Genomic DNA, 19,981 nt, shown 5'->3' with positions numbered 1-19,981 from the left:
CCTTATGCTGACGTCATTTTCTTGTACAACCGTTTGCCAGCTGCACGGGCGCCAAAGTTAAATAGCAAGACGGCAATGATCAATACCGCCGAAGCCCCGGCTGAAACTTGAGCGCCATCAGGCATCGTACCTTCTGTATTGATTTTCCAAATATGGACTGCCAGCGTCTCCGCTTGTCGGAAAAGACCGATTGGGCTGGAAACACTCAATGGATTCCAGTTGGTAAAATCAAGGGCCGGTGCACTTTGTCCTGCAGTATAGATCAGCGCTGCCGCTTCACCAAAAATCCGACCAGAACTTAGAATGACCCCAGTCAAAATCCCTGGTGTTGCTTCTGGAACAATGATGCGTGTAACAGTTTCCCAACGGGATAAGCCTAAAGACAAGCCCGCTTCACGCTGTGTGTAATGAATCGCTTGTAGAGATTCTTCCACATTTCTAGTCAATAGTGGCAAATTGAAGAAAGTCAATGCCAAGGCACCTGAAATGATCGAAAAGCCATAACCAAACTGGATAACAAAGACCAAGAAACCAAAAAGACCGACAACCACAGAAGGCAGTGAACTCAAGATTTCGATCGATGTCCGAATGATATCCGTCAACCAGTTTTTCTTCGCATATTCTGATAAGTAGATCCCCGCTCCTAAAGAAATCGGAAAACTAATGATCATTGTCACTAAAAGCAAGTATAGGGAATTGAACAATTGGATGCCGATCCCGCCACCTTCTTGATACGCTTTTGAAGAAGAAGTCAGAAACTCCCAATTGATATGGGGAATACCACGTACCAAAATGTACAATAGTAAGGAAGCCAAAATCAAAACAATGACTCCAGCAACAGCATACAAGACGCCGGTAGCAATTTTATCTGAACGTTTTGCATTCATTATTTCAATGCTCCTTTCTTCCCAATAAAGCGAATGACAATGTTAAATAGTAAGGACATCAATAAGAGAATCAATGCTAATGACCATAGAACGTTGTTTTGGACTGTTCCCATGATCGTATTCCCAATACCCATGGTTAAGATCGATGTCAATGTTGATGCAGGTGTCACTAAGCTCGTCGGCATCAATGCCGCATTACCGATAACCATTTGGATCGCCAATGCTTCCCCAAATGCGCGAGCCATTCCGAAAACAACCGCCGTTAAAATCCCTGGGACAGCTGCTCGTAAAACAACTTTATAGATCGTTTGCCAGCGCGTTGCACCTAAAGCCAAGGATGCCTCACGATAGTGCCGAGGGACTGCCCGTAACGCATCGACAGTCATCGTGGTCACTGTCGGCAAAATCATGATAAATAGGACAAAGGTCCCCGCCAAGATCCCAAACCCCGTACCGCCAAAAACAGAACGGACTGCTGGTACAATGACAGACAAACCGATAAAACCATAAACTACAGAAGGAATACCGACTAATAGTTCGATGACGGGCTGTAAAATCTTCTCTCCGTTACGAGGGGAGATCTCCACCATAAAGACGGCTGCACCGATCGCAAAAGGTGTTGCGACGATCGCTGATAGGAAGGTTACAAAGAACGAACCAAGGATCATCGGTAAAGCACCTACTAATGGTTGGCCATCAGGACCAACAGCACTTGGGTTCCATTGCGTACCAAACAAAAAGTCGAAAACATTGACTTTGTCTACAAAGAATGTCGCTAATCCACGGCTAGCAACGAAATAAAAAATGGAGATCACAACCAATACAATCAACGCAATACATAGAAAGCTAACCAGCTTTCCTCTTTGTTCCATTCTTGCGCGCTTGGATTTTTTTGTTAACACTTCTTTTACATTTTCCACGAGGGTTCCTCCTCAAAAATCAAACTAAACTCATAACCATTAGTTTATCGGTTCAACATCAATTTCTGTTAAAGCTTGTGTAAATTTTGTGTAAAGATTACTCGACGATGTTGCCTTCCCAATCTCTTTCCACCTGCATGATGGAAATTGGAATATAACCCAGATCCCCGACGATATGCTCTTGTACTTCATCAGAAAGCATGTATTCTAGAAATTCAGCGGTTAATCCCGTTGGTTCTCCTTTTGTATACATATGCTCGTAAGCCCAAACTTTCCAATCATTGGTCGTTACATTTTCAATCGTTGGTTGAACCCCATCGATCGAAAGGACGTTGACTTCATCCGTTACATAAGAAAATGCAACATAACTGATGGCGCCTGGTGTATCTGAAACGATCGAACGGACCATCCCACTAGAATCTTGCTCTTGGGAAGGAATCGCTGTTTCACCATCCATGATCCATTTTTCAAACGTACTTCTCGTGCCGCTTCCAGTCGCCCGATTCAACAAAACGATGGGCAGATCATTTCCGCCAACTTCACGCCAATTTGTAATATTTCCTAAGAAGATATTTTTTAAGTCCTCTGTTGAAATATCCGTGATCCCAACGCCTTTGTTGACGATCGGTGTGATACCCACCGTTGCCACCCGATGGTCAACGAGTGCATCGGCATCGATCCCCGGTTTTTCTTCTGCAAACAAATCAGAATTCCCAATATCGACTGCACCTGCTTGGACTTGACTTAACCCAGTGCCGCTCCCGCCTCCTTGGACATTGATAAATCGTCCCGGATTTGAGTTTTGAAATTCTTCCGCAACTGTTTCTACGAGTGGCTGCAAGGCAGAAGACCCGACTGCTGTGATCGATTCTCCTCGATCTGCCCAGCTGGCACATCCTGAGAGTAAAATAACCAATCCGATGATAGGACTTAGAAGTTTTAATTTTTTCATCATAACGCTCCTTGTACTTTCGAAAGTCATTGATTATAAAAATCAATTATTTTCATTTTACCATTAGTTGAAATCAATGAAAATTATTATTTGCTTTTTTTTCTTGAGCTGAGTCTGTCCCTTTATTTAAAACGCTTTTTTTCTTTTACAAAATAACTATTTTGTAAATAAAATGACAAGATTTCTTAATTAAATTACGTGCATCCAGAAGGTATGCTGTGCTATACTGTGAGAGGAAACGTATTTTAAAAAGAACATAATTATTAATCTTGCTTCCCCAATCAAGTACAATATGTTGTTATGTTCAGCGTTTTCACGATTTCATCAACATTTCCCCAAAATGTCTGTTGAATCGAAACGGCAGAAAGAAGCATTCCTATGCATCTTCTGCCGTCTTTTTTTTATTCTAATTCACTTAACCATGCCGCCATCTGCTCAATGATGGCTTCTTGCTGTGCTTCATTTGGTAGATCCGCTGCTGCTTCTCCTTTTTGTAACCCATAGGTACCAAAGCCAGCATGATTGCCGCCTTCAATTGTTTCGAAGATGGTCGAATCTGGTAGGAAGCTGCGGGCGGCTTGCCAATTTTCTTGATTTACTACTTGATCTTGACTACCTGATAGTGACAACACAGAAATCGATTGATCAGCTAACGAACCTTTTTCATCGGGATAACTTGCAAAGAAAAAGACCCCTTTTAAATCCTTGTCATTTGCGGCCAACTGATTCGCTGCAAAACGGCTTGCCATGACGCCACCTAATGAATGACCACCTATCACATAGGAGTCATGGGGAATTTCTTTCAAAACCGCTTCTGCACGATTGCCTGCTAAAACAGCCATGTTAAAGGGCATTTTAACGATCGCGACAGGATAGCCTTTTTCAGCTAAACCTGCTGCCCATACACTATAGCTTTCCGCATCGACAAGAGCACCAGGATAGAAAATAACCAATGGCTTTTCTTCATCTCCAGCAAAATAAAGGACATTCCCCTCCTCATCTGCCTCCTTCGCAGCTGTAACTGCAGCATCCACTGCTGGGTAATGCAGTTGTTGCCAACCGACCCAACCGGCAATAGTTAAAATAACAACGGTGATCAATACACCGATCAAAACTTTTGTTCTTTTTCTCATCATATCCTCCTGCAAAAAAGAAGATCAGGAAAGGATGGCAGACGAAACTTGCGGGTCCATCATCTCCTGAATCTTTTTATAAGTGTTTCCAATTTTTATCGGTGAGCCAGCGCCAATAGTTCTCGTGCATGTTCGATTGTTAAATCGGTGATTTCTGCACCTGAGAGCATACGGGCGATCTCAGCCACTCGTTCTTCTTCTGATAATTTACGGACATGGGTTTCTGTCCGACCTTCTTGTATTGCTTTTTCGATAAAATATTGATTGTCCGCCACAGCCGCTACTTGCGGCAAGTGGGTGATACACAAGACTTGCGAATTCGCAGCGATCTTGGCGATTTTTTCGGCGATCGCCTGAGCTACTCGGCCACTGACCCCAGTATCCACCTCATCAAAGACAATACTAGTGATTCCTTGCTTACGGGAGAAAATCGATTTAAGCGCTAATAAGATCCGGGAAAGCTCTCCTCCAGAAGCAACTCGTACTAACGGTTTCATGCCTTCACCGGGGTTGGTTGTCAAATAAAACTCCACGGTATCAAAGCCGCTGCTGCTTAATTGTTTTGAGCCAGATGCAAACCGTACTTCAAATTGCGCGTGCTCCATATACAGCTCTTTTAACTCTTGAACGATTTCTTTTTCTAAACGATGAGCCAATTCACGTCGTTTGACGTGCAAGGCTTCCGCCAGCTGCCAAACTGCTTCAGCTTTTTGGGCAAGCTCTTCTTTTAATTGCTCCAACTGACCTTCTGTATAGGCAGATTCGCTGATTTCTTTGCTGATCTCGTCATAATAAGCAAGGATCACAGGAATCGATTCCCCGTATTTGCGCTTCAATTGACGAATCGTTTCTAGTCGTGAAATGACTTCTTCCAGTCGGCCTTCATCTAATTCAAGGTTGTCGACTTGCCGCGAAATATCAGTGGCTGCATCTTGCAACAAGTAATACGCACTTTGGATCGCTTCACTGATTTTTTCATACGCAGGATCAAGATGGGCGATCGACTGGATCTCTGATAATGCCACACTGACTCCATCTAGGCTATTTACTTCTTCGGCGGATAGAGCGCCATAGCTTTGCCCTAGAGCATCCACGATTTTTTGATAATTGGTCAGTTTTTCTCGTTCATCGATCAGCTGCTCTTCTTCATTTTCCATCAATTCCGCTTGGGCGATCTCTTCTTGTTGAAAACGCAGCATGTCCATTCGCTGGACATAGAGCTGCTCATTTTCTTGGATGGTCCGCACATGCTTTTCTAAGGAGCGGTAGGCTTGATAGGCTTGACGGTAACTTGCAAGTTCCGCTTTAAAGGCATCATCTCCAAAACCATCCATCAACGCCAAATGTTTTTCTGGCTGCAGTAGCTCCTGATGCTCATTTTGTCCTTGGATATCGACTAAGAATAAACCAATTTGACGCAAAACCGACAAGGTAACGGTTCGACCATTGACACGACAAATATTTTTCCCCGATTGAGAGATATCTCGTTGTACGATCAAAACTTCCTCTTCATCAATACCCAGATCCGCGGTCAGCTCTTTGAACTCCTGCTGATTCGGCCATTCAAAAATCCCTTCCAAACGGCATTTTTCTGCGCCTTGACGCAAATAGTCACTGGATCCTCTGCCACCTGCTAGTAAGCCCATCGCATCGATAATGATTGATTTCCCAGCACCTGTTTCACCTGTTAGAGCCGTCATCCCCTCATGAAAAGACAGGTGCAGATTGGAGATAATCGCAAAATTTTGGATCGACAATTCTAAAAGCATCCCTTGCCTCCTCTTTTATACGTAACGTTGGAAATCCTTGAATAGGTTCTCGGTATCTGCTTCTGTTCTGGTGATCATCAAGACGTTGTCATCATCGTTTAGCGTGCCAAATAATTCTTTGGCATAACGCTTATCGATCAAATTCGCCAAAGCCGAAGCATTGCCAGGCAGTGTGCGCAGGATCACAAATTTGTCCATTCGATCGACAGAAACAAACGCCGTTTTTAGGATTTTATCTAGTTTACCACTCACGTCTTCCGTTGTCTCTTGTGGAATACTATAGCGATAGCCGCCTTTTTGGGAAGGAACTTTCACTAACTTCAATTCCTTGATATCCCTTGATATGGTTGCTTGTGTGACTGAGACGCCGCGATCTTTTAACAACTCGACAAAATCTTCTTGTTTCTGAATATCTTGTTCACTTAACAAACGTGTAATCAAGCGATGCCGTTCTTTTTTTCTCATCTCTTGTTCCTCCTGAATGAATTCCTACTAATTTTATCCTATTTTGCGCAAGAAAGAAAGAGAGCCGACAAGTAAAATGTCCACTCTCTTCCATTCTTTATTTTGGTTGATGAAAGGTCTCATGTGCTGATGCAACAACTTTCGGGATGTCGATCCCTGCTGCGGTGCCTTCTTGCAGGCTTTTCTTTAAATGTACGATAAACTCGATATTCCCTTCGCCACCAGTGATTGGTGAAAAACTTAGGTTTAATACATCGAAGTTTGTTTTCTTAGCGAATGCCAGTACTTCCTCCAACACTCGTTCATGGGTTTTGGGGTCACGAACGATCCCATTTTTTCCGACCGCTTCTTTGCCCGCTTCAAATTGTGGTTTGATCAGCGCCATCACTTCGCCATCCGCTACCAAAATATCATAAAGGGGAGGTAAGATCAGTTTAAGTGAAATAAAAGAAACATCGATCGTAGCGGCTTCAGGAAGACCATCCAGGAAGTCTGTTGGTTTTGCATAACGGAAGTTGACCCGTTCCATTACGATCACTCGCTCATCTTGCCGCAGCTTCCATGCTAACTGATTGTAACCGACATCCAGTGCATAGCTTTTTTTGGCGCCATTTTGCAACGCCGCATCAGTAAAGCCACCGGTGGAAGCGCCGATATCTAACATGATTTTATCGGTTACGTCAAAATCAAAAACTTTGAGTGCTTTTTCTAACTTGAGACCACCACGAGAAACATAAGGCAGCTTCTTCCCTTTGATCTGCAGCAGTGTATCTGCGGCAATTTTTTCTCCAGGCTTATCTAGGCGCTCATTGTTTTTTTCTTTGTACACCAATCCAGCCATCACTCCTCGTTTGGCTTGCTCGCGGGTCTCAAAGAGGCCTTGCTGGACTGCTAAAACATCTACTCGTTCTTTCTTCATGCGTTCCCTCGAATCTCAAATCGTTCCACAAATGCCAACAAAACATCTGGCGTAAATTGACCGTATCGGCTTAACTGTGCCAGAATTTCTTTGGCTTTGCTCAATTCTTCAGTCAAGGCTTGCTGCGCGCCTGCTAAGCCAAGTAAAGCAGGGTAGGTACTTTTCGCCAACTCGTCATCTCGGCGGACAACTTTGCCTAGCTCTTCGGTCGTACTAGTGGCATCTAACAGATCGTCGCGAATTTGAAAGGCTAACCCAATATGCTGGGCAAAGCGATCCAATTCATGCAGAACCTCTTCCGTCTGGTCGGCTAAGACACCACCAGCAATCACCGCAAAGCGGATCAATTCTCCAGTCTTTCGTTCATGGATCGACATCAGCTCCTCAAGACGAAGGGCTTGGTTCTCCCCTTGAATATCAGCTGCTTGGCCGGCGACCATCCCTTGCGTGCCCGCTGCTTTACTCAACTGCTGCAGCAGCAAGACTTTTTGATTGGCTTCGATTTCCGCCATAGCGACTAATTGAAACGCAGCCGTCAAAAGACCATCTCCAGCTAAAATCGCTAAAGCTTCACCAAAAACCTTATGGTTGGTGGGTTTGCCTCGGCGCAGATCATCGTTGTCCATAGCAGGCAGATCATCATGGATCAGCGAATACGTATGCACCATTTCTAGGGCTGCTGCACACTGGTACACCGCGGTATTGATGGGTTTGTGAAAAGCGGCGACTGTTGCTGCCAATAAAAGCGGGCGAATGCGTTTGCCGCCAGCTTGGATCGAATACTGCATGCTTTCAAATAGTCGTTGATCAGAAGTGTGTTCTTTGACAAAACGTTCCATAACTTCTTCGATCAATGGGGCGTGTTCTTTCGTAAATTCCTTCAAAGCACTCATTGGCTTTCCTCTTCAAAGGGGACTTCTTCATTGGATTCAGTCATCATTTTTGTTAAGGATTTTTCCGCTTTACTCAAGGTGTCCTTGCATTGCTTGCTCAAAACCATGCCTTTTTGAAAAGCATCTAACGCTTCTTCCAATGGAACATCACCTTGTTCCAAACGGGTTACGATTTGTTCTAATTCTTGTAATGATTCTTCAAATGTTGGATTTGCCATGATTAACTCCTTCTGTACTAATAACTTCAACAAGCGCTTGGCCATCTTGGTAATGAATCGTCAGCTGATCTTCTGGCTCGATCGCATCAATCGATTTGATCACCTGCTCATTTTTCGTGGTATAGCTGTAGCCGCGTCCCATGATTTTTAGTGGGCTTAACAAATCAAGGGATTGGACTGCATTTGCAAATTGATTTTCTTTTGCCGCATAAATATCTTTCATGGCTTTCGTTAAGCGTTGAGAAAGATAGCTGACCTCTTGATTGCTGGCTTGTAATCGCGCTTTTGGTTGTTGCTGGGCCAACCGTGAAATCAATTGCTGTGCCTGGCGATCCTTGTCATAAAGCAAGGTTTGCAAGCCTTGCTGCATCCGCTGCTGCAACTGATCGAGTTTGATGGACTGTGCCTCATACAAGCGCTCTGGTTGTCGAAAAACATACGATCCAATCACTCGCTGATAGCGTTCTTGTTTGTACTGGATCTGGTGCATAAATGCTTGCTCTAATCGGGCTTGTCTTTCTTCGATCCGCAAAATCTCCTCCGACAGCACTGGCACCGCTAATTCGGCAGCGGCGGTCGGAGTTGCCGCCCGTACATCCGCCACTAAATCGGCAATCGTCGTATCGGTTTCATGCCCCACTGAAGAAATAATGGGGGTTTTTGCATCAAAAATGGCTCTTGCCACTCGTTCTTCATTGAAAGGCCAGAGGTCCTCGATCGATCCACCCCCACGTCCGATGATCATAGTATCAAAGGTCCCATCGGCTTCGACTCGTTGGATATTTTTCACCACATCATCCGCAGCTTTATTGCCTTGTACCACGGTTGGATACAAAACGATCTGAGCAATGGGGTAACGCCGCTGTGTCGTCGTGATGATATCTCTGATCACCGCCCCACTAGGACTGGTCAAAACTGCGATGCGTTTCGGGTATTTCGGCAAGGACTGCTTCGGTGCAGAAAATAAACCTTCTGCTGCCAATTTCTGCTTTAATTGTTCATAGGCTTGATAAAGAGCGCCGACACCGTCTGGTTCCATATGATCGATCACCATCTGGTAATTTCCGCTTGCCTCATACAGAGTGATACGCCCAACCGCCATGACTTTCATGCCCTCTTCTGGTTGAAAGCGCAACTTGTCAAAAGCGCCTTTGAACATGACGGTCGAAATTTTTGCACCATCATCCTTCAAACTAAAGTATTGGTGATTGGGGCGACGACGAAAATTGGAGATCTCCCCCGTCAAATAAACCCGCTCTAGATACGGATCGACGTCAAACTTACGCTTGATATATTTTGTTAATGCGGTTACCGTTAAATATTCTTGCGCCATTTAGTTTTTCATTGTCTCCTTTGCTGCCTCGATCGTTTGGGCCATCAACATCGTGATCGTCATTGGACCTACACCTCTAGGTACCGGTGTGATATAGCTAGCGATCGGTTCGACTTCATCAAATTTCACATCGCCGATCAACTTGCCGTTGGCATCACGATTCATCCCAACATCAATCACCACAGCCCCTTCTTTTACGAAGTCTTTTGTGACAAAATGACCGCGGCCGATCGCCACGACTAAAATGTCCGCTTGTTTTGCCAACTCGGGCAGATTTTTGGTTTTTGAATGAGCAATAGTCACGGTGGCATTTGCCCCCAAGAGTAAGTGCGCCATTGGTTTTCCGACAATGTTGCTGCGACCGATCACTAAGGCATTTTTCCCTTCCAATTCGATCCCATACGCAGCAAACATTTTCATGATGCCATAAGGGGTACAAGGAATTCGGTCAGGTACACCTGCGAATAATTTTCCTAAATTGATTGGATGAAAGCCGTCGACATCTTTTTCCGGTTTGATGGCTAACAGTACTTTTTCTTCATTGATATGTTTTGGCAAAGGAAGTTGAACCAAAATTCCATGAAAGGCATCATCGTTATTGAACTGTTCGATTTCTGCTAATAATTCTGCCTCAGTAATGGATTCAGGGTAGCGGGCAACACGGGAATTGATGCCGATTTTCGCCGCAGCTAGTTCTTTATTTTTCACATAAGTCTGACTTGCTTTGTCTTCTCCAACAAGCAAAACAACTAATCCCGGTGTCACACCCTGCTCTTTTAGTGTTGCTGTCTCTGAAAGAAACGCTGCTTGCATTTTTTCAGCCAATTCTTTTCCATTGATTAATGTACCCATTCTGACAACTCCTCCAACCTGATTATACGGACTTATTTTGTAAAAAGAAACGCACCAATCGTTTGTCGATATGCTTCTTCATGTTTTCTATCATAGCATTTTCTGAAAAGAAAAACACCGTCTAAGGCTCCCTTTTTTCGGAAAAAACGAGGGTAAACCGACAAAGTGCGTGCAAAAAAACCGAACGATCAAGCAGGACCGTCAAAACAAGGCGGTTGCTCATAAATCGTTCGGTTTCTGACTCGATCGAAAAAAAGCTGATCTCTTTTGATCGATCGTGTTAGGGCTGAAAATTACTCACTTACCTGGTTGGTTTTTGTTTCTAGCTCTTGATTGACTGTCGATAAAATACCGTTGACAAACTTTCTGGACTGATCATCACTAAAAGTTTTCGCTAACTCGATCGCTTCATTCAAAGCCACACGATTCGGCACATTATCCACATAGATCATTTCATACAAAGCAATTCGTAAAATCGTCACGTCCATTTTTGATAAACGCTGGATTTTCCAACCAGCTTTTAAATGATTTTGAATGACTTCATCCAAGGCTTCTTTGTAATGACAGACACCTGCCACTAATTGATCTAAATAAACAGGCACAAAATGCTCTTGTTCTTCATCGATCAATTCATGGTGTTCCAACTCGATGGCATGCATGATGGCATCTTGTTTCGTTAAATCTTTATTAAAGTCTAGTGGAAATAAAGCTTGTAACGCCATTTTCCGTATTTCATGCCGTGATAATTCTTTACTCATTTTCTTCCTCGTCGTTTCCAAATAATTCTTCGATGTCTGGTAAATCTACTTTTTCTGGCACGACTGCCACAACATGAACATTTACTTCAGCCAGTTGCACATCTGTCATAAATAAGACTTGCTGTTTGACCCGTTCTTGGATCTCCATTGCCACTTTAGGCACTGACATCCCATAAGTAATATAGCAGTAGATATCCACTTTGATCCCTGTTTCATCGATCGTTAAGTAGACCCCTTTGCCATGAGCTGCGCGACCTAATAATTCAGTGACACTGTTTGCCAGTGTTCCTCGCATCCCATAGACACCTTCCACTTTAGAAGCAGCGATCCCAATAATGATCTCGATCACTTCTGGTGCGATGACGATCTCGCCTAATTCAGGACTTGCATTTAATACAAGGTTTTTATCTTCATTCATACGTTTTTGCCTCCATTCTAAACAGCTGTACCGTATTGTTTGTAAAAAAACCGCTCGTTTTTTCCGTTTGAAGCAAACCAACGCTTGATTCAATCAATAACATCCATGGCACAGTGTTTCTTCTCGCTCTAAGTTTATCATTTTCTGCACTGAGAATCTATAATAACCCACTATTCTCAATGAATTTTCTGAAAAACAAGGTCGATGAATCAGAGAATGATCAATTCTTTCGGTGAATGTGTCAACACTTTATTACCAGTTTCGGTGATCAAAAGATCATCTTCGATACGAACGCCGCCAATTCCTGGAAGATAGATCCCTGGTTCATCTGTAATGACGTTTCCGACAACAAATGCTTTATCAGCGCGGAAGGATACATTTGGTCCTTCGTGGATCTCTAAACCAATCCCATGACCTGTTGAATGACCAAAGGCATCTCCGTAGCCAAAGGAAGCAATGTGATCCCGAGCGATCGCATCTAGTTCAATTCCGGTCATTCCAGGTTTTGCTGCGGCCAAGACTTTTTCTTGCGCTTCAAGTACGATTTGATAGATTTCCTTCAATTTATCGCCAGGATCTCCTACTGCAAAGGTTCTAGTCATATCAGACACATAGCCTTGATAGTAACAGCCAAAGTCTAACGTGATCAGATCGCCTTGTTCGATCACTTTTTCACTGGCAACCCCATGGGGCATTGCTGAACGCAGACCACTAGCAACGATCGTTTCAAAAGATACGCTTGTGGCACCTAATGAACGCATAAAGAAATCTAACTGATTCGCCACTTCGATTTCTGTCATTCCTGGGCGGACCATTTTCAAAATATGTTCGAATCCTTGATCAGCGATATGGCAGGCTTGTTGGATCAATGCGATCTCTTCCTCATCTTTGACTTCCCGCAAAGCCTCGATCATACCCGATACAGGGGCAAGGGATGATTCCTCGATCAAGTCTTCTAAGACGGAGTATTCGGCAAAGCTGACGAAACTTTCTTCAAAAGCTAAGACATTGATTTCTTCCTTTTGGCAGATAGTTGCAACTTCTTCAAAAATCGGTCCACTATTTTTTACGATCTCAAATCCTTGGGCTTGGGCCGCTGCTTGCTCTGTATATCGGAAATCTGTTACAAAAAAAGCTTTGTCCAACGTAATGACTGCTAAACCAGTTGTCCCAGTAAAGTTTGTCAAGTAACGCAAATTGTATGGGCTGGTGATCAAGAACCCATCAATCGAATCTTTTCTCATTGCTTCACGTAATTTTTCAACTCTTAACATGTATCGTTCCCTACTTTCTTGTTCTATACGATAGTATTATAACAAACTTCCAGAAAAAGCGGAAAGCAAGCGAAAAGTTTTCTAAAAAATGAACCTTCAGAAACTTGGGACCTCAAGTTATCAAAAAGACCATCTAGAAAACTAGACGGTCTTTGCTCTACAATTCTTCTCCATTGCTTTCAATTACTTTTTGATACCAATAAAAGGAGCTCTTTTTGATGCGTTCCCTGGTTCCTTTACCATAATCATCTAAATCAACATAAATATACCCATAACGTTTGCTCATTTCTGCAGTGGAAGAGCTGACTAAATCTATAGGGCCCCAGCTCAAATAAGCAAGAATATCAACACCGTCCTTGATACATTCTTTTAGTTGTACAATATGTTGTTTCAAATACTCAATACGATATTGATCTCGAATGGTTCCGTCTTGTTCGATTGTATCGATTGCACCTAAGCCGTTTTCGGCAATCATGAGAGGAACTTGATAGCGGTCCCAGTATTGAGATAAGCAATTGTAAAAACCTAAAGGATCTGCTCGCCATTCCCATGCAGTGGGCTTCAAATATGGATTTTGTTCACCATCAAATGGTGCCATCGTATTTTTGGATGCGTCGACGATACGTGAATAATAGTAAGAAATCGCTAGAAAATCCATCGTATTCTCTTTTAGTAATGGCAGATCTGCCGGATGCATCTCGATAGAAAACCCTTGATCTTTAAAATAGCGCAACGCAAATTCTGGATATGTTCCTCGCAATTGGACATCAGTAAAATAGTACTGCATACGGTTTTTTTTCATCGTTAAGACTATATCCTCTGGTTTGCAGCTAGCCGGATAAAATGTTGCATCTGCGACCATTGTTCCTAGTTTAGCATCTGGATCAATTTCTCGCCCTAATTCGATAACTTTGGCTCCAGCTACAAACTGATGATGTACCGCCTGATACATCAGTTGTTCCATATTATCAGATTGGTCATCATAAATACCTAAACTACCAAACTGAACGGTTGGTACCAAATTGATTTGATTACAGATAATCCAATATTTAACTTTTCCTTTGTATCGACTTAGTAATACTTTTGCGTAGCGTACGAAAAAATCGATTACTTTACGATTTGCAAAACCACCATATTCTGTCACCAGATGAAGCGGCATATCATAATGGCTCATTGTTATAATTGGTTCCATACCGCAACTGATAATTTCGGCTATCAGATCATCATAAAATTTTAACCCAGCTTCATTTGGCCGCATTTCATCGCCATTAGGGAAAATTCTTGACCAAGAGATACTTGTTCGAAATGCTTTTAATCCCAGCTCTTTCAACAAGGCAAGATCTTTTTTATACGTGTGGTAAAAATCAATTCCCAACCGTTTAGGGTAATAGTTGGTACAATCTGTTACAGCAAACTTTATCTCAGCTAATGTCCCGCCGCCTTCTTTTTTTATGTTGCTTCTATTTAATTCAGGATCAAACGCATGAATATCAGAAGTTGATAAACCGCGTCCATCTTTGTCAAAAGCACCTTCAATTTGGCAAGCTGCAACTGCTCCGCCCCATAAAAAATTTTTTGGAAAACTTTTTTTTGTCATTCTTCTCCTCCTAAATGATTCACAATCATAAATTTTCTCCATTAGACTGGATAACCTTTTGATACCAATAAAAAGAGTCTTTCTTGATACGAGCGCAATCTTTCGGATCATCATCAGTCCGATCAACATAGATAAAACCGTAACGTTTTTTGACTCCGTTACTTGTGGACAGTAAATCCAACGCTGACCAAGGGCAGTAAGCCCAGACCTCAACCCCTTTTTCCATTGCTCTCTTTATCGCTTTAACATGGTCTCTTAAATAGGAGATGCGGTACTCATCATGCACTTTTCCTTCTGGAGTAAGTTCATCGAATGCTCCTAAGCCATTTTCTGTAATCATCAAGGGTTTATTATAACGAGTATAAATATCTCTGAACGCATATTCTAATCCAAATGGATCAATCGCCCAATCCCAATCAGTTGTATCAAGATGGGGATTTTTACACATTTCGTAAAAACCAGGATGTGTTTCAAAACCAGAAATCTCGCCTTTTTTTCCAGAAAGATTAACGCCGCTGTATCGTATTGCTTTCCCTGACTCCTTAGGACAAGCTTTTGCACATTCACTTGCATAATAGTTTAATGCAAGAAAATCTGAATATCCTTCTCTAATTAAGTCCATATCCCCTGGCTCAACAATTGGTGCCAAGTGATTTTCTTGGAGATAAGTCATTGCCGACTCTGTATAAATGCCTTTGAAATAAATATCTAAGTAGAAAGCATTTCTTAAGTCATGGGCATTTAAAGCAGCCAATACGTCTTCTGGTTTAGATGTAAGAGGATAAATCGGTGCATACCCTAAAGCAGCTCCTACTAATCCGTCGGGCACTAAATCATGCACCAATTTACAGGCCGTCGCATGTGCAAGGTTCATATGATGGTTGATTTGATAACGCAACTGATTTTGTGACTGAAGCTCTTTCGGGATATAACATTTTTGTGTCCAATACTGGACGATAATGCTCTGCTCATTAATAGTCGTCCAATACTTAACTTTATCTTTAAACTCGTTGATAACAAACTTCGCATAATATTCAAAATCTGCAACAATTCGTCTATCCAGCCACCCTTGATACTTTTCGAAAAGAGCCCATGGTAAATCATAGTGATACAGTGTAACGATTGGTTCTATTCCATAAGTTAAAAGCTCATCAATCAATTTTCGATAAAACTCAATTCCTTTTTCGTTTACTTCGCCAACACCATCAGGAAAAACTCGAGACCAAGAAATTGAAAATCGGTAGGTTGAAAACCCCATTTCTGCCATCAATGCAACATCTTCTTTGTAATGATGATAATGATCACTCGCGATCTCTGCAGAAGCAAACCCCTTTTCTTCAAAGCTTTTTTCATTGATCACATCTTGCTGAGATGCTTTTTTGCCATCTAACAATGCCGCGCCTTCCACTTGATAAGCACTCGTGGCTGCGCCCCATAAAAAATTTTTTGGAAATTGTTTCATTCTTTTTGCCCTCTTTCAACTATTCTCAAAATATCAATCATCTCTTTTGTCATCTTAACTTCGGAATTAATTGTCATTAAGGTGTCCTGTGCATGAACAAACAGCAAAAATATCTCATAATAGTGTCCGTTGGCTTCTTTTTGAATAACTTCTGTTTGTGCTTTATGTGCTAACACGATTTTTTTTTCAGCTTCAAAAAGCTTTTTTTCTGCAGCAGAAAAATCAAATATTTTTGCCATTTTCATTGCATCAACTAATAGATTTCTAGCATCTCCGGCATGAATAATGATTTGCATAGCTATTGGTATTAGTTCATTTTCGTATTGCTCTTCCATAAACTTGCTCGTCTCCAATCCCTAAATTTCTAGTTCTACTGCTTGTGATTCTTCTATGAGCTTTTCTTTTTCATAAGCTTTAAAAAATGGATACCAGATAACCAAATATAAAATAAATAAGAGTACCCACCACAACACAGCTCGTAAATCTTCTGTTACCATCACACTTGAGATCGGCGCAGGCACTTGTCCGACTTGGATCATTTTAGAAGGGATGTTGAGTAAGCCAGTGCTCATCAGAAACCAAACATACAACGCTCCGACAATAGAGTTTATCCAAGCTGGAAGCATCAACAGCGGATTGAATACCACTGGAGCCCCAAACATAACTGGTTCGTTAATATTGAAAATTGACGGGGCAAGAAAGACACGACCTAAAGTTCTCAGCTGCTTGGATTTTGAGAAGCACATCAAGATATTCAGACCTAATGTTGCACACATACCACCCATTGTGATAAACGCTAGCGTAAAAACCGCTTCACTTGTTGCAATATTTTGAGCCACTCCTCCTGCAGCAGCAGCCTCGATGTTTTCTTGGATACCTGCTAGAAAAATTGGTGTGGTAACTGCACCAAAAAGCCAACTTGAAATCCCCATCGTATAGAAGAATGCCGGAACAAAACAGATTAATATAAACCCAGGTAAGGTTTGTCCTATTGAGGCAACTGGTTGAAAAGCAGCTAATATCACTTCAAAGAGATTCACATGAAGAACATTCACCAAAACCATTGTAATTCCTAGAGCAATAACGTTCGGCACAATGGTGTTTATCCAACCAGTCACAAAGTCGGGTACACTGCTCCCTTCCATGAAACGAACCTTAGCCCATAAATGGAACACGAGCGATACAAAAAGACCGATAACCATCCCAACAGCAATTCCAGATGGTCCCAAGTTTCCCAGAAAGGCAGATAAACTATCTGTATTTTCTTCTTGTGGAATGACCGCCATCAATAATACGCAGACTGAAGTAATGCCCGCATTGGTAATATAAAACGGATGGTTAAGTTTCTCCATACACTGATTTGCCATCATGAAAGCGACAATTAATGAAATCAGTCCAAAGCTAAAATTCAAAATCGGAGAAAGATCAGGTAATGCTGGAAAAAACGATACAAACACATTATAAAAATAGATAAGTGACCCGGTTAAAATAAATGGAATGATTTTTTGCATACTGCTTGAAAGAGCAGCCAGCCAAGGCTTTGAGAAAAAAGTGTTCATGGTTGGGGCAAACGAATTCGTCAGCCAATTCATAAATTTTTTCATATTCATAACTTCCTTTTTTAGTTTCAGTAAAAACAGATATTTTGCCTTTTAGAAACGATCAACTCTTGCGCTCATTGATTTTATGAAGAGCAATATCCAGAAGTTTTTCTCCATTTAACTGCGCGTATACATCTTGCGGGATTACCACAACAGGAACATTGTAGGGGGATGCCAATGCTTCATATTTTGATAATTCACTTGCGTAATGCGGGCCAATCATCAAAATGTCAATAGATGATAAATAATCATTCACTTCTGTATAACTCCTTGCCTCTACATTTAAGGATAATTTTCTTTTCTTTGCAGTCTTACGGGCGTTACTAGCAAGAAATCCGCTCGACATTCCAGCTCCACAACATAGAAGTATTTTTAAATTAGTCATATTTTTTCCTCCTTCTTGATAGCTCCACTATAGGAAATATGTACTACGACCTTCAACCGAACTTTTTCACTTTAAAGGGCAAGGAATCTTCTAAGCATTTTCCCATTAAGGGGCAAAAGTACGCTTGACGCAGCTTTCCAATTCTAACTATAGTTAGAATTAAATGAAGAAAGGAACGGGAGCATCATGATTAATGAAAAACAGCAAGAATTGCTGAAATACCTCAGCAATGAAAACCGAATTGTAACCAGTATTGAGTTAGCAAATGCTCTAAATATTTCAACAAGATCAATTAAAAATTATGTATCTCAACTAAATACACTCTTTGAAAGTAAAATTATCATCTCTTCAAGAAACGGTTATCTACTCAGCAATCATTCGCTTATTCCAAGTTTATTAGCGCAAACTAATCAACAGATTCCCCAATCCAATGAAGATCGATCCTTTTATATAATTAAGCAGCTAATTTTTCATTCCTCAACTGAACTACATTTATTTGATTTATGTGAATCACTTTGCATCAGCTATTCGACACTTAAATCATTACTGACAAAAATGAACACAATGTACAAAACCTACAATGTTAAATTTACATCTAACAATGATTGTTTACAGATTATTGGCGATGAAAAGGACAAACGAAAACTTATTCGCTATGTCATAAGCGAAGAATCAGGCAACAGTTTTACGGACATTACACAAATTAAACATTGTTTTCCTGACTTTGATACCGATGCTTTATACAGTATTATTAAAGATGTCTTTAAAAATCATAATTACTATTTAAACGATTTTGCTCTCTCAAATCTGCTATTCCATCTTGTGATCATGATTACTCGGAAATATCAAGGTAACCCATTACGCTCTAATGAATATTTACTGCCAACAATAACTGAACAAGAACAAAACTTACTGGATGATTTATATCTTTCTATAGAAAAAAAATTTGATATTCATTTAAATCCTTATGAATTAGCAGAACTGTCAATTTTATTTCGAGCAAACGCCAATTATTCATTGTCCACGACAAAACAAGAAGTGACTGAGCTGATTGGAACGGAAATTCTTTCTTTGACTAATCGCTATGTGCAAGATATCAACACAATGTATATGATCGATCTTTCAAGTGAAGATTTCACCATACCGTTTTCACTCCATATCAAAGGACTGCTTTTTCGATCAAGAAATCAGCGTTTCACCAACAATCCAATGGCTGACTATATCAAGTTGAATAGCCCGATAATTTTTGACATGGCTATATATATTAGCTTGGATTTAATGGAATCCTACGAAGTAATTATCAATGAAGACGAAACTGCTTTTATCGCTATGCATATCGGTGCTGAAATCGAACGCCAAAATAAAAACAAATCGAAGATCCCGGTTATTTTGCTGTGCCCTGATTATCATTCATTGCGTACTAATCTTTTGAATACGTTATTACTTGATTTTGGCAACCAAATAAACATCGTCCACAGTATTCAATCTGAGGAAGCTTTGCAATCACTTAAATCAGAGGTATCCGACTGTCGACACTATATGATCATCAGTACGATTCCAGTCACCAGGATCAAAAGCGATACCATCGTTCATATCTCTCCATTTAACCTTCATGAACAGTATGATCTGATTCAAGAAGCCATTCTAAAAAACCAAAATAATTATAAAAACCAGAAATTAAGAGAACATTTTGACGAGTTTTTCGAGAGCGATTTATTTGTGGCAAAATCAAGCATGAAAAACAAAAATCAAGTTCTTTCACTTCTTTGCAGACGTTTGGAAGAAAAGGGATATGTCGATCCTGCTTTTGAAAAACAAGTCTATCGAAGAGAAGAAGCTGCTGCGACTGCTTTTCAAAATATTGCCATTCCTCATTCAGTACAGATGGATGCAATAAAAACTAGTATCGCTGTTACTATTTCCAAGACAGGAATCCGCTGGGGGAAACACACGGTTTATTTAGTTTTGTTAATTGCGATCAATAAAGCAGACAAACAAACGTTTCGTGAATTATATGAATCGCTGATTGCGCTTTTTAACGACCAGCCTACAATTCAGGAAGTTCGTAATTGTCAATCATTTGAAGATTTCAAAAAGTTAATATACAGTCGCATAGATGTTTACAAATAATCATTCTCCTGTAAT

Annotated in this window: 20 protein-coding genes; 1 reads left to right on the top strand and 19 read right to left on the bottom strand. The window is 41.2% G+C overall.

Going from position 1 to position 19,981, the window contains the following annotated elements:
- Positions 1-2: 2 nt before the first annotated feature.
- The 19 genes from pstA to IGK61_RS06730 form a co-directional block, all read right to left on the bottom strand.
- Positions 3-887: a phosphate ABC transporter permease PstA gene (gene pstA / locus IGK61_RS06820; RefSeq protein WP_005225782.1), complete on the bottom strand. Its 885-nt coding sequence runs from the start codon at positions 885-887 to the stop codon at positions 3-5.
- Positions 887-1,807, bottom strand: a complete 921-nt coding sequence (gene pstC / locus IGK61_RS06815) for a phosphate ABC transporter permease subunit PstC (protein WP_005225781.1) — start codon at positions 1,805-1,807, stop codon at positions 887-889. Before pstC ends, pstA begins: the two co-directional genes overlap by 1 nt.
- A gap of 97 nt (positions 1,808-1,904) precedes the next feature.
- Entirely contained in the window at positions 1,905-2,759 is an 855-nt protein-coding gene (locus IGK61_RS06810; protein WP_010748000.1) for a phosphate ABC transporter substrate-binding protein PstS, read from the bottom strand.
- Positions 2,760-3,160: 401 nt separating this feature from the next.
- On the bottom strand, positions 3,161-3,892 hold the full coding sequence (locus tag IGK61_RS06805) for an alpha/beta hydrolase (protein WP_175445282.1): 732 nt from the start codon (positions 3,890-3,892) through the stop codon (positions 3,161-3,163).
- Positions 3,893-3,987: 95 nt separating this feature from the next.
- Complete coding sequence (gene recN / locus IGK61_RS06800) at positions 3,988-5,661, bottom strand: DNA repair protein RecN (RefSeq protein WP_074535692.1); 1,674 nt, start codon at positions 5,659-5,661, stop codon at positions 3,988-3,990.
- A gap of 15 nt (positions 5,662-5,676) precedes the next feature.
- Positions 5,677-6,126, bottom strand: coding sequence for an arginine repressor (argR, locus tag IGK61_RS06795; RefSeq protein WP_005225777.1), 450 nt, complete (start codon positions 6,124-6,126; stop codon positions 5,677-5,679).
- A gap of 97 nt (positions 6,127-6,223) precedes the next feature.
- On the bottom strand, positions 6,224-7,045 hold the full coding sequence (locus tag IGK61_RS06790) for a TlyA family RNA methyltransferase (RefSeq protein ID WP_074535691.1): 822 nt from the start codon (positions 7,043-7,045) through the stop codon (positions 6,224-6,226).
- Positions 7,042-7,938: a polyprenyl synthetase family protein gene (locus IGK61_RS06785; protein ID WP_074535690.1), complete on the bottom strand. Its 897-nt coding sequence runs from the start codon at positions 7,936-7,938 to the stop codon at positions 7,042-7,044. The genes IGK61_RS06790 and IGK61_RS06785 overlap by 4 nt, the downstream gene beginning before the upstream one ends.
- A complete protein-coding gene (locus IGK61_RS06780; RefSeq protein ID WP_005225774.1) occupies positions 7,935-8,156 on the bottom strand; it encodes an exodeoxyribonuclease VII small subunit in 222 nt (73 codons plus the stop codon). Before IGK61_RS06780 ends, IGK61_RS06785 begins: the two co-directional genes overlap by 4 nt.
- Positions 8,137-9,489: an exodeoxyribonuclease VII large subunit gene (xseA, locus tag IGK61_RS06775; protein WP_010747995.1), complete on the bottom strand. Its 1,353-nt coding sequence runs from the start codon at positions 9,487-9,489 to the stop codon at positions 8,137-8,139. The genes IGK61_RS06780 and xseA overlap by 20 nt, the downstream gene beginning before the upstream one ends.
- The gene (locus IGK61_RS06770; RefSeq protein WP_005235351.1) at positions 9,490-10,341 is read right to left on the bottom strand and encodes a bifunctional methylenetetrahydrofolate dehydrogenase/methenyltetrahydrofolate cyclohydrolase; all 852 of its coding nucleotides are present in this window, start codon (positions 10,339-10,341) and stop codon (positions 9,490-9,492) included.
- Positions 10,342-10,634: 293 nt separating this feature from the next.
- A complete protein-coding gene (gene nusB / locus IGK61_RS06765) occupies positions 10,635-11,099 on the bottom strand; it encodes a transcription antitermination factor NusB (protein WP_034858046.1) in 465 nt (154 codons plus the stop codon).
- The gene (locus IGK61_RS06760) at positions 11,092-11,517 is read right to left on the bottom strand and encodes an Asp23/Gls24 family envelope stress response protein (protein ID WP_005225770.1); all 426 of its coding nucleotides are present in this window, start codon (positions 11,515-11,517) and stop codon (positions 11,092-11,094) included. Before IGK61_RS06760 ends, nusB begins: the two co-directional genes overlap by 8 nt.
- Positions 11,518-11,726: 209 nt before the next feature.
- Positions 11,727-12,791, bottom strand: coding sequence for a M24 family metallopeptidase (locus IGK61_RS06755; RefSeq protein ID WP_005225769.1), 1,065 nt, complete (start codon positions 12,789-12,791; stop codon positions 11,727-11,729).
- 157 nt (positions 12,792-12,948) lie between these two features.
- The gene (locus IGK61_RS06750; protein ID WP_074535689.1) at positions 12,949-14,388 is read right to left on the bottom strand and encodes a glycoside hydrolase family 1 protein; all 1,440 of its coding nucleotides are present in this window, start codon (positions 14,386-14,388) and stop codon (positions 12,949-12,951) included.
- 25 nt (positions 14,389-14,413) lie between these two features.
- Positions 14,414-15,850, bottom strand: coding sequence for a glycoside hydrolase family 1 protein (locus tag IGK61_RS06745; protein WP_074535688.1), 1,437 nt, complete (start codon positions 15,848-15,850; stop codon positions 14,414-14,416).
- Complete coding sequence (locus IGK61_RS06740) at positions 15,847-16,185, bottom strand: PTS lactose/cellobiose transporter subunit IIA (protein ID WP_074535687.1); 339 nt, start codon at positions 16,183-16,185, stop codon at positions 15,847-15,849. Before IGK61_RS06740 ends, IGK61_RS06745 begins: the two co-directional genes overlap by 4 nt.
- Before the next feature lie 21 nt (positions 16,186-16,206).
- Positions 16,207-17,454, bottom strand: a complete 1,248-nt coding sequence (locus IGK61_RS06735; protein ID WP_074535686.1) for a PTS sugar transporter subunit IIC — start codon at positions 17,452-17,454, stop codon at positions 16,207-16,209.
- Positions 17,455-17,512: 58 nt separating this feature from the next.
- Positions 17,513-17,836, bottom strand: a complete 324-nt coding sequence (locus IGK61_RS06730; protein WP_074535685.1) for a PTS sugar transporter subunit IIB — start codon at positions 17,834-17,836, stop codon at positions 17,513-17,515.
- Positions 17,837-18,022: 186 nt separating this feature from the next.
- Here IGK61_RS06730 and IGK61_RS06725 point away from each other — a divergent pair, with 186 nt between their 5' ends.
- Entirely contained in the window at positions 18,023-19,966 is a 1,944-nt protein-coding gene (locus IGK61_RS06725) for a BglG family transcription antiterminator (RefSeq protein WP_081343870.1), read from the top strand.
- Positions 19,967-19,981 lie beyond the last annotated feature (15 nt).

This window comes from Enterococcus sp. AZ063, from assembly GCF_051715045.1.
Classification (GTDB): domain Bacteria; phylum Bacillota; class Bacilli; order Lactobacillales; family Enterococcaceae; genus Enterococcus_D; species Enterococcus_D casseliflavus.
Note: the sequence above shows the minus strand (reverse complement) of the source record. Positions and strands in the feature narration are given on the sequence as shown.

Coding starts and splice junctions, on each gene's coding strand:
- pstA (WP_005225782.1), bottom strand. CDS start 887: ATGAATGCAAAACGTTCAGATAAAATTGCTACCGGCGTCTTGTATGCT.
- IGK61_RS06810 (WP_010748000.1), bottom strand. CDS start 2,759: ATGAAAAAATTAAAACTTCTAAGTCCTATCATCGGATTGGTTATTTTA.
- IGK61_RS06805 (WP_175445282.1), bottom strand. CDS start 3,892: ATGAGAAAAAGAACAAAAGTTTTGATCGGTGTATTGATCACCGTTGTT.
- recN (WP_074535692.1), bottom strand. CDS start 5,661: ATGCTTTTAGAATTGTCGATCCAAAATTTTGCGATTATCTCCAATCTG.
- argR (WP_005225777.1), bottom strand. CDS start 6,126: ATGAGAAAAAAAGAACGGCATCGCTTGATTACACGTTTGTTAAGTGAA.
- IGK61_RS06790 (WP_074535691.1), bottom strand. CDS start 7,045: ATGAAGAAAGAACGAGTAGATGTTTTAGCAGTCCAGCAAGGCCTCTTT.
- IGK61_RS06785 (WP_074535690.1), bottom strand. CDS start 7,938: ATGAGTGCTTTGAAGGAATTTACGAAAGAACACGCCCCATTGATCGAA.
- IGK61_RS06780 (WP_005225774.1), bottom strand. CDS start 8,156: ATGGCAAATCCAACATTTGAAGAATCATTACAAGAATTAGAACAAATC.
- xseA (WP_010747995.1), bottom strand. CDS start 9,489: ATGGCGCAAGAATATTTAACGGTAACCGCATTAACAAAATATATCAAG.
- IGK61_RS06770 (WP_005235351.1), bottom strand. CDS start 10,341: ATGGGTACATTAATCAATGGAAAAGAATTGGCTGAAAAAATGCAAGCA.
- nusB (WP_034858046.1), bottom strand. CDS start 11,099: ATGAGTAAAGAATTATCACGGCATGAAATACGGAAAATGGCGTTACAA.
- IGK61_RS06760 (WP_005225770.1), bottom strand. CDS start 11,517: ATGAATGAAGATAAAAACCTTGTATTAAATGCAAGTCCTGAATTAGGC.
- IGK61_RS06755 (WP_005225769.1), bottom strand. CDS start 12,791: ATGTTAAGAGTTGAAAAATTACGTGAAGCAATGAGAAAAGATTCGATT.
- IGK61_RS06750 (WP_074535689.1), bottom strand. CDS start 14,388: ATGACAAAAAAAAGTTTTCCAAAAAATTTTTTATGGGGCGGAGCAGTT.
- IGK61_RS06745 (WP_074535688.1), bottom strand. CDS start 15,850: ATGAAACAATTTCCAAAAAATTTTTTATGGGGCGCAGCCACGAGTGCT.
- IGK61_RS06740 (WP_074535687.1), bottom strand. CDS start 16,185: ATGGAAGAGCAATACGAAAATGAACTAATACCAATAGCTATGCAAATC.
- IGK61_RS06735 (WP_074535686.1), bottom strand. CDS start 17,454: ATGAAAAAATTTATGAATTGGCTGACGAATTCGTTTGCCCCAACCATG.
- IGK61_RS06730 (WP_074535685.1), bottom strand. CDS start 17,836: ATGACTAATTTAAAAATACTTCTATGTTGTGGAGCTGGAATGTCGAGC.
- IGK61_RS06725 (WP_081343870.1), top strand. CDS start 18,023: ATGATTAATGAAAAACAGCAAGAATTGCTGAAATACCTCAGCAATGAA.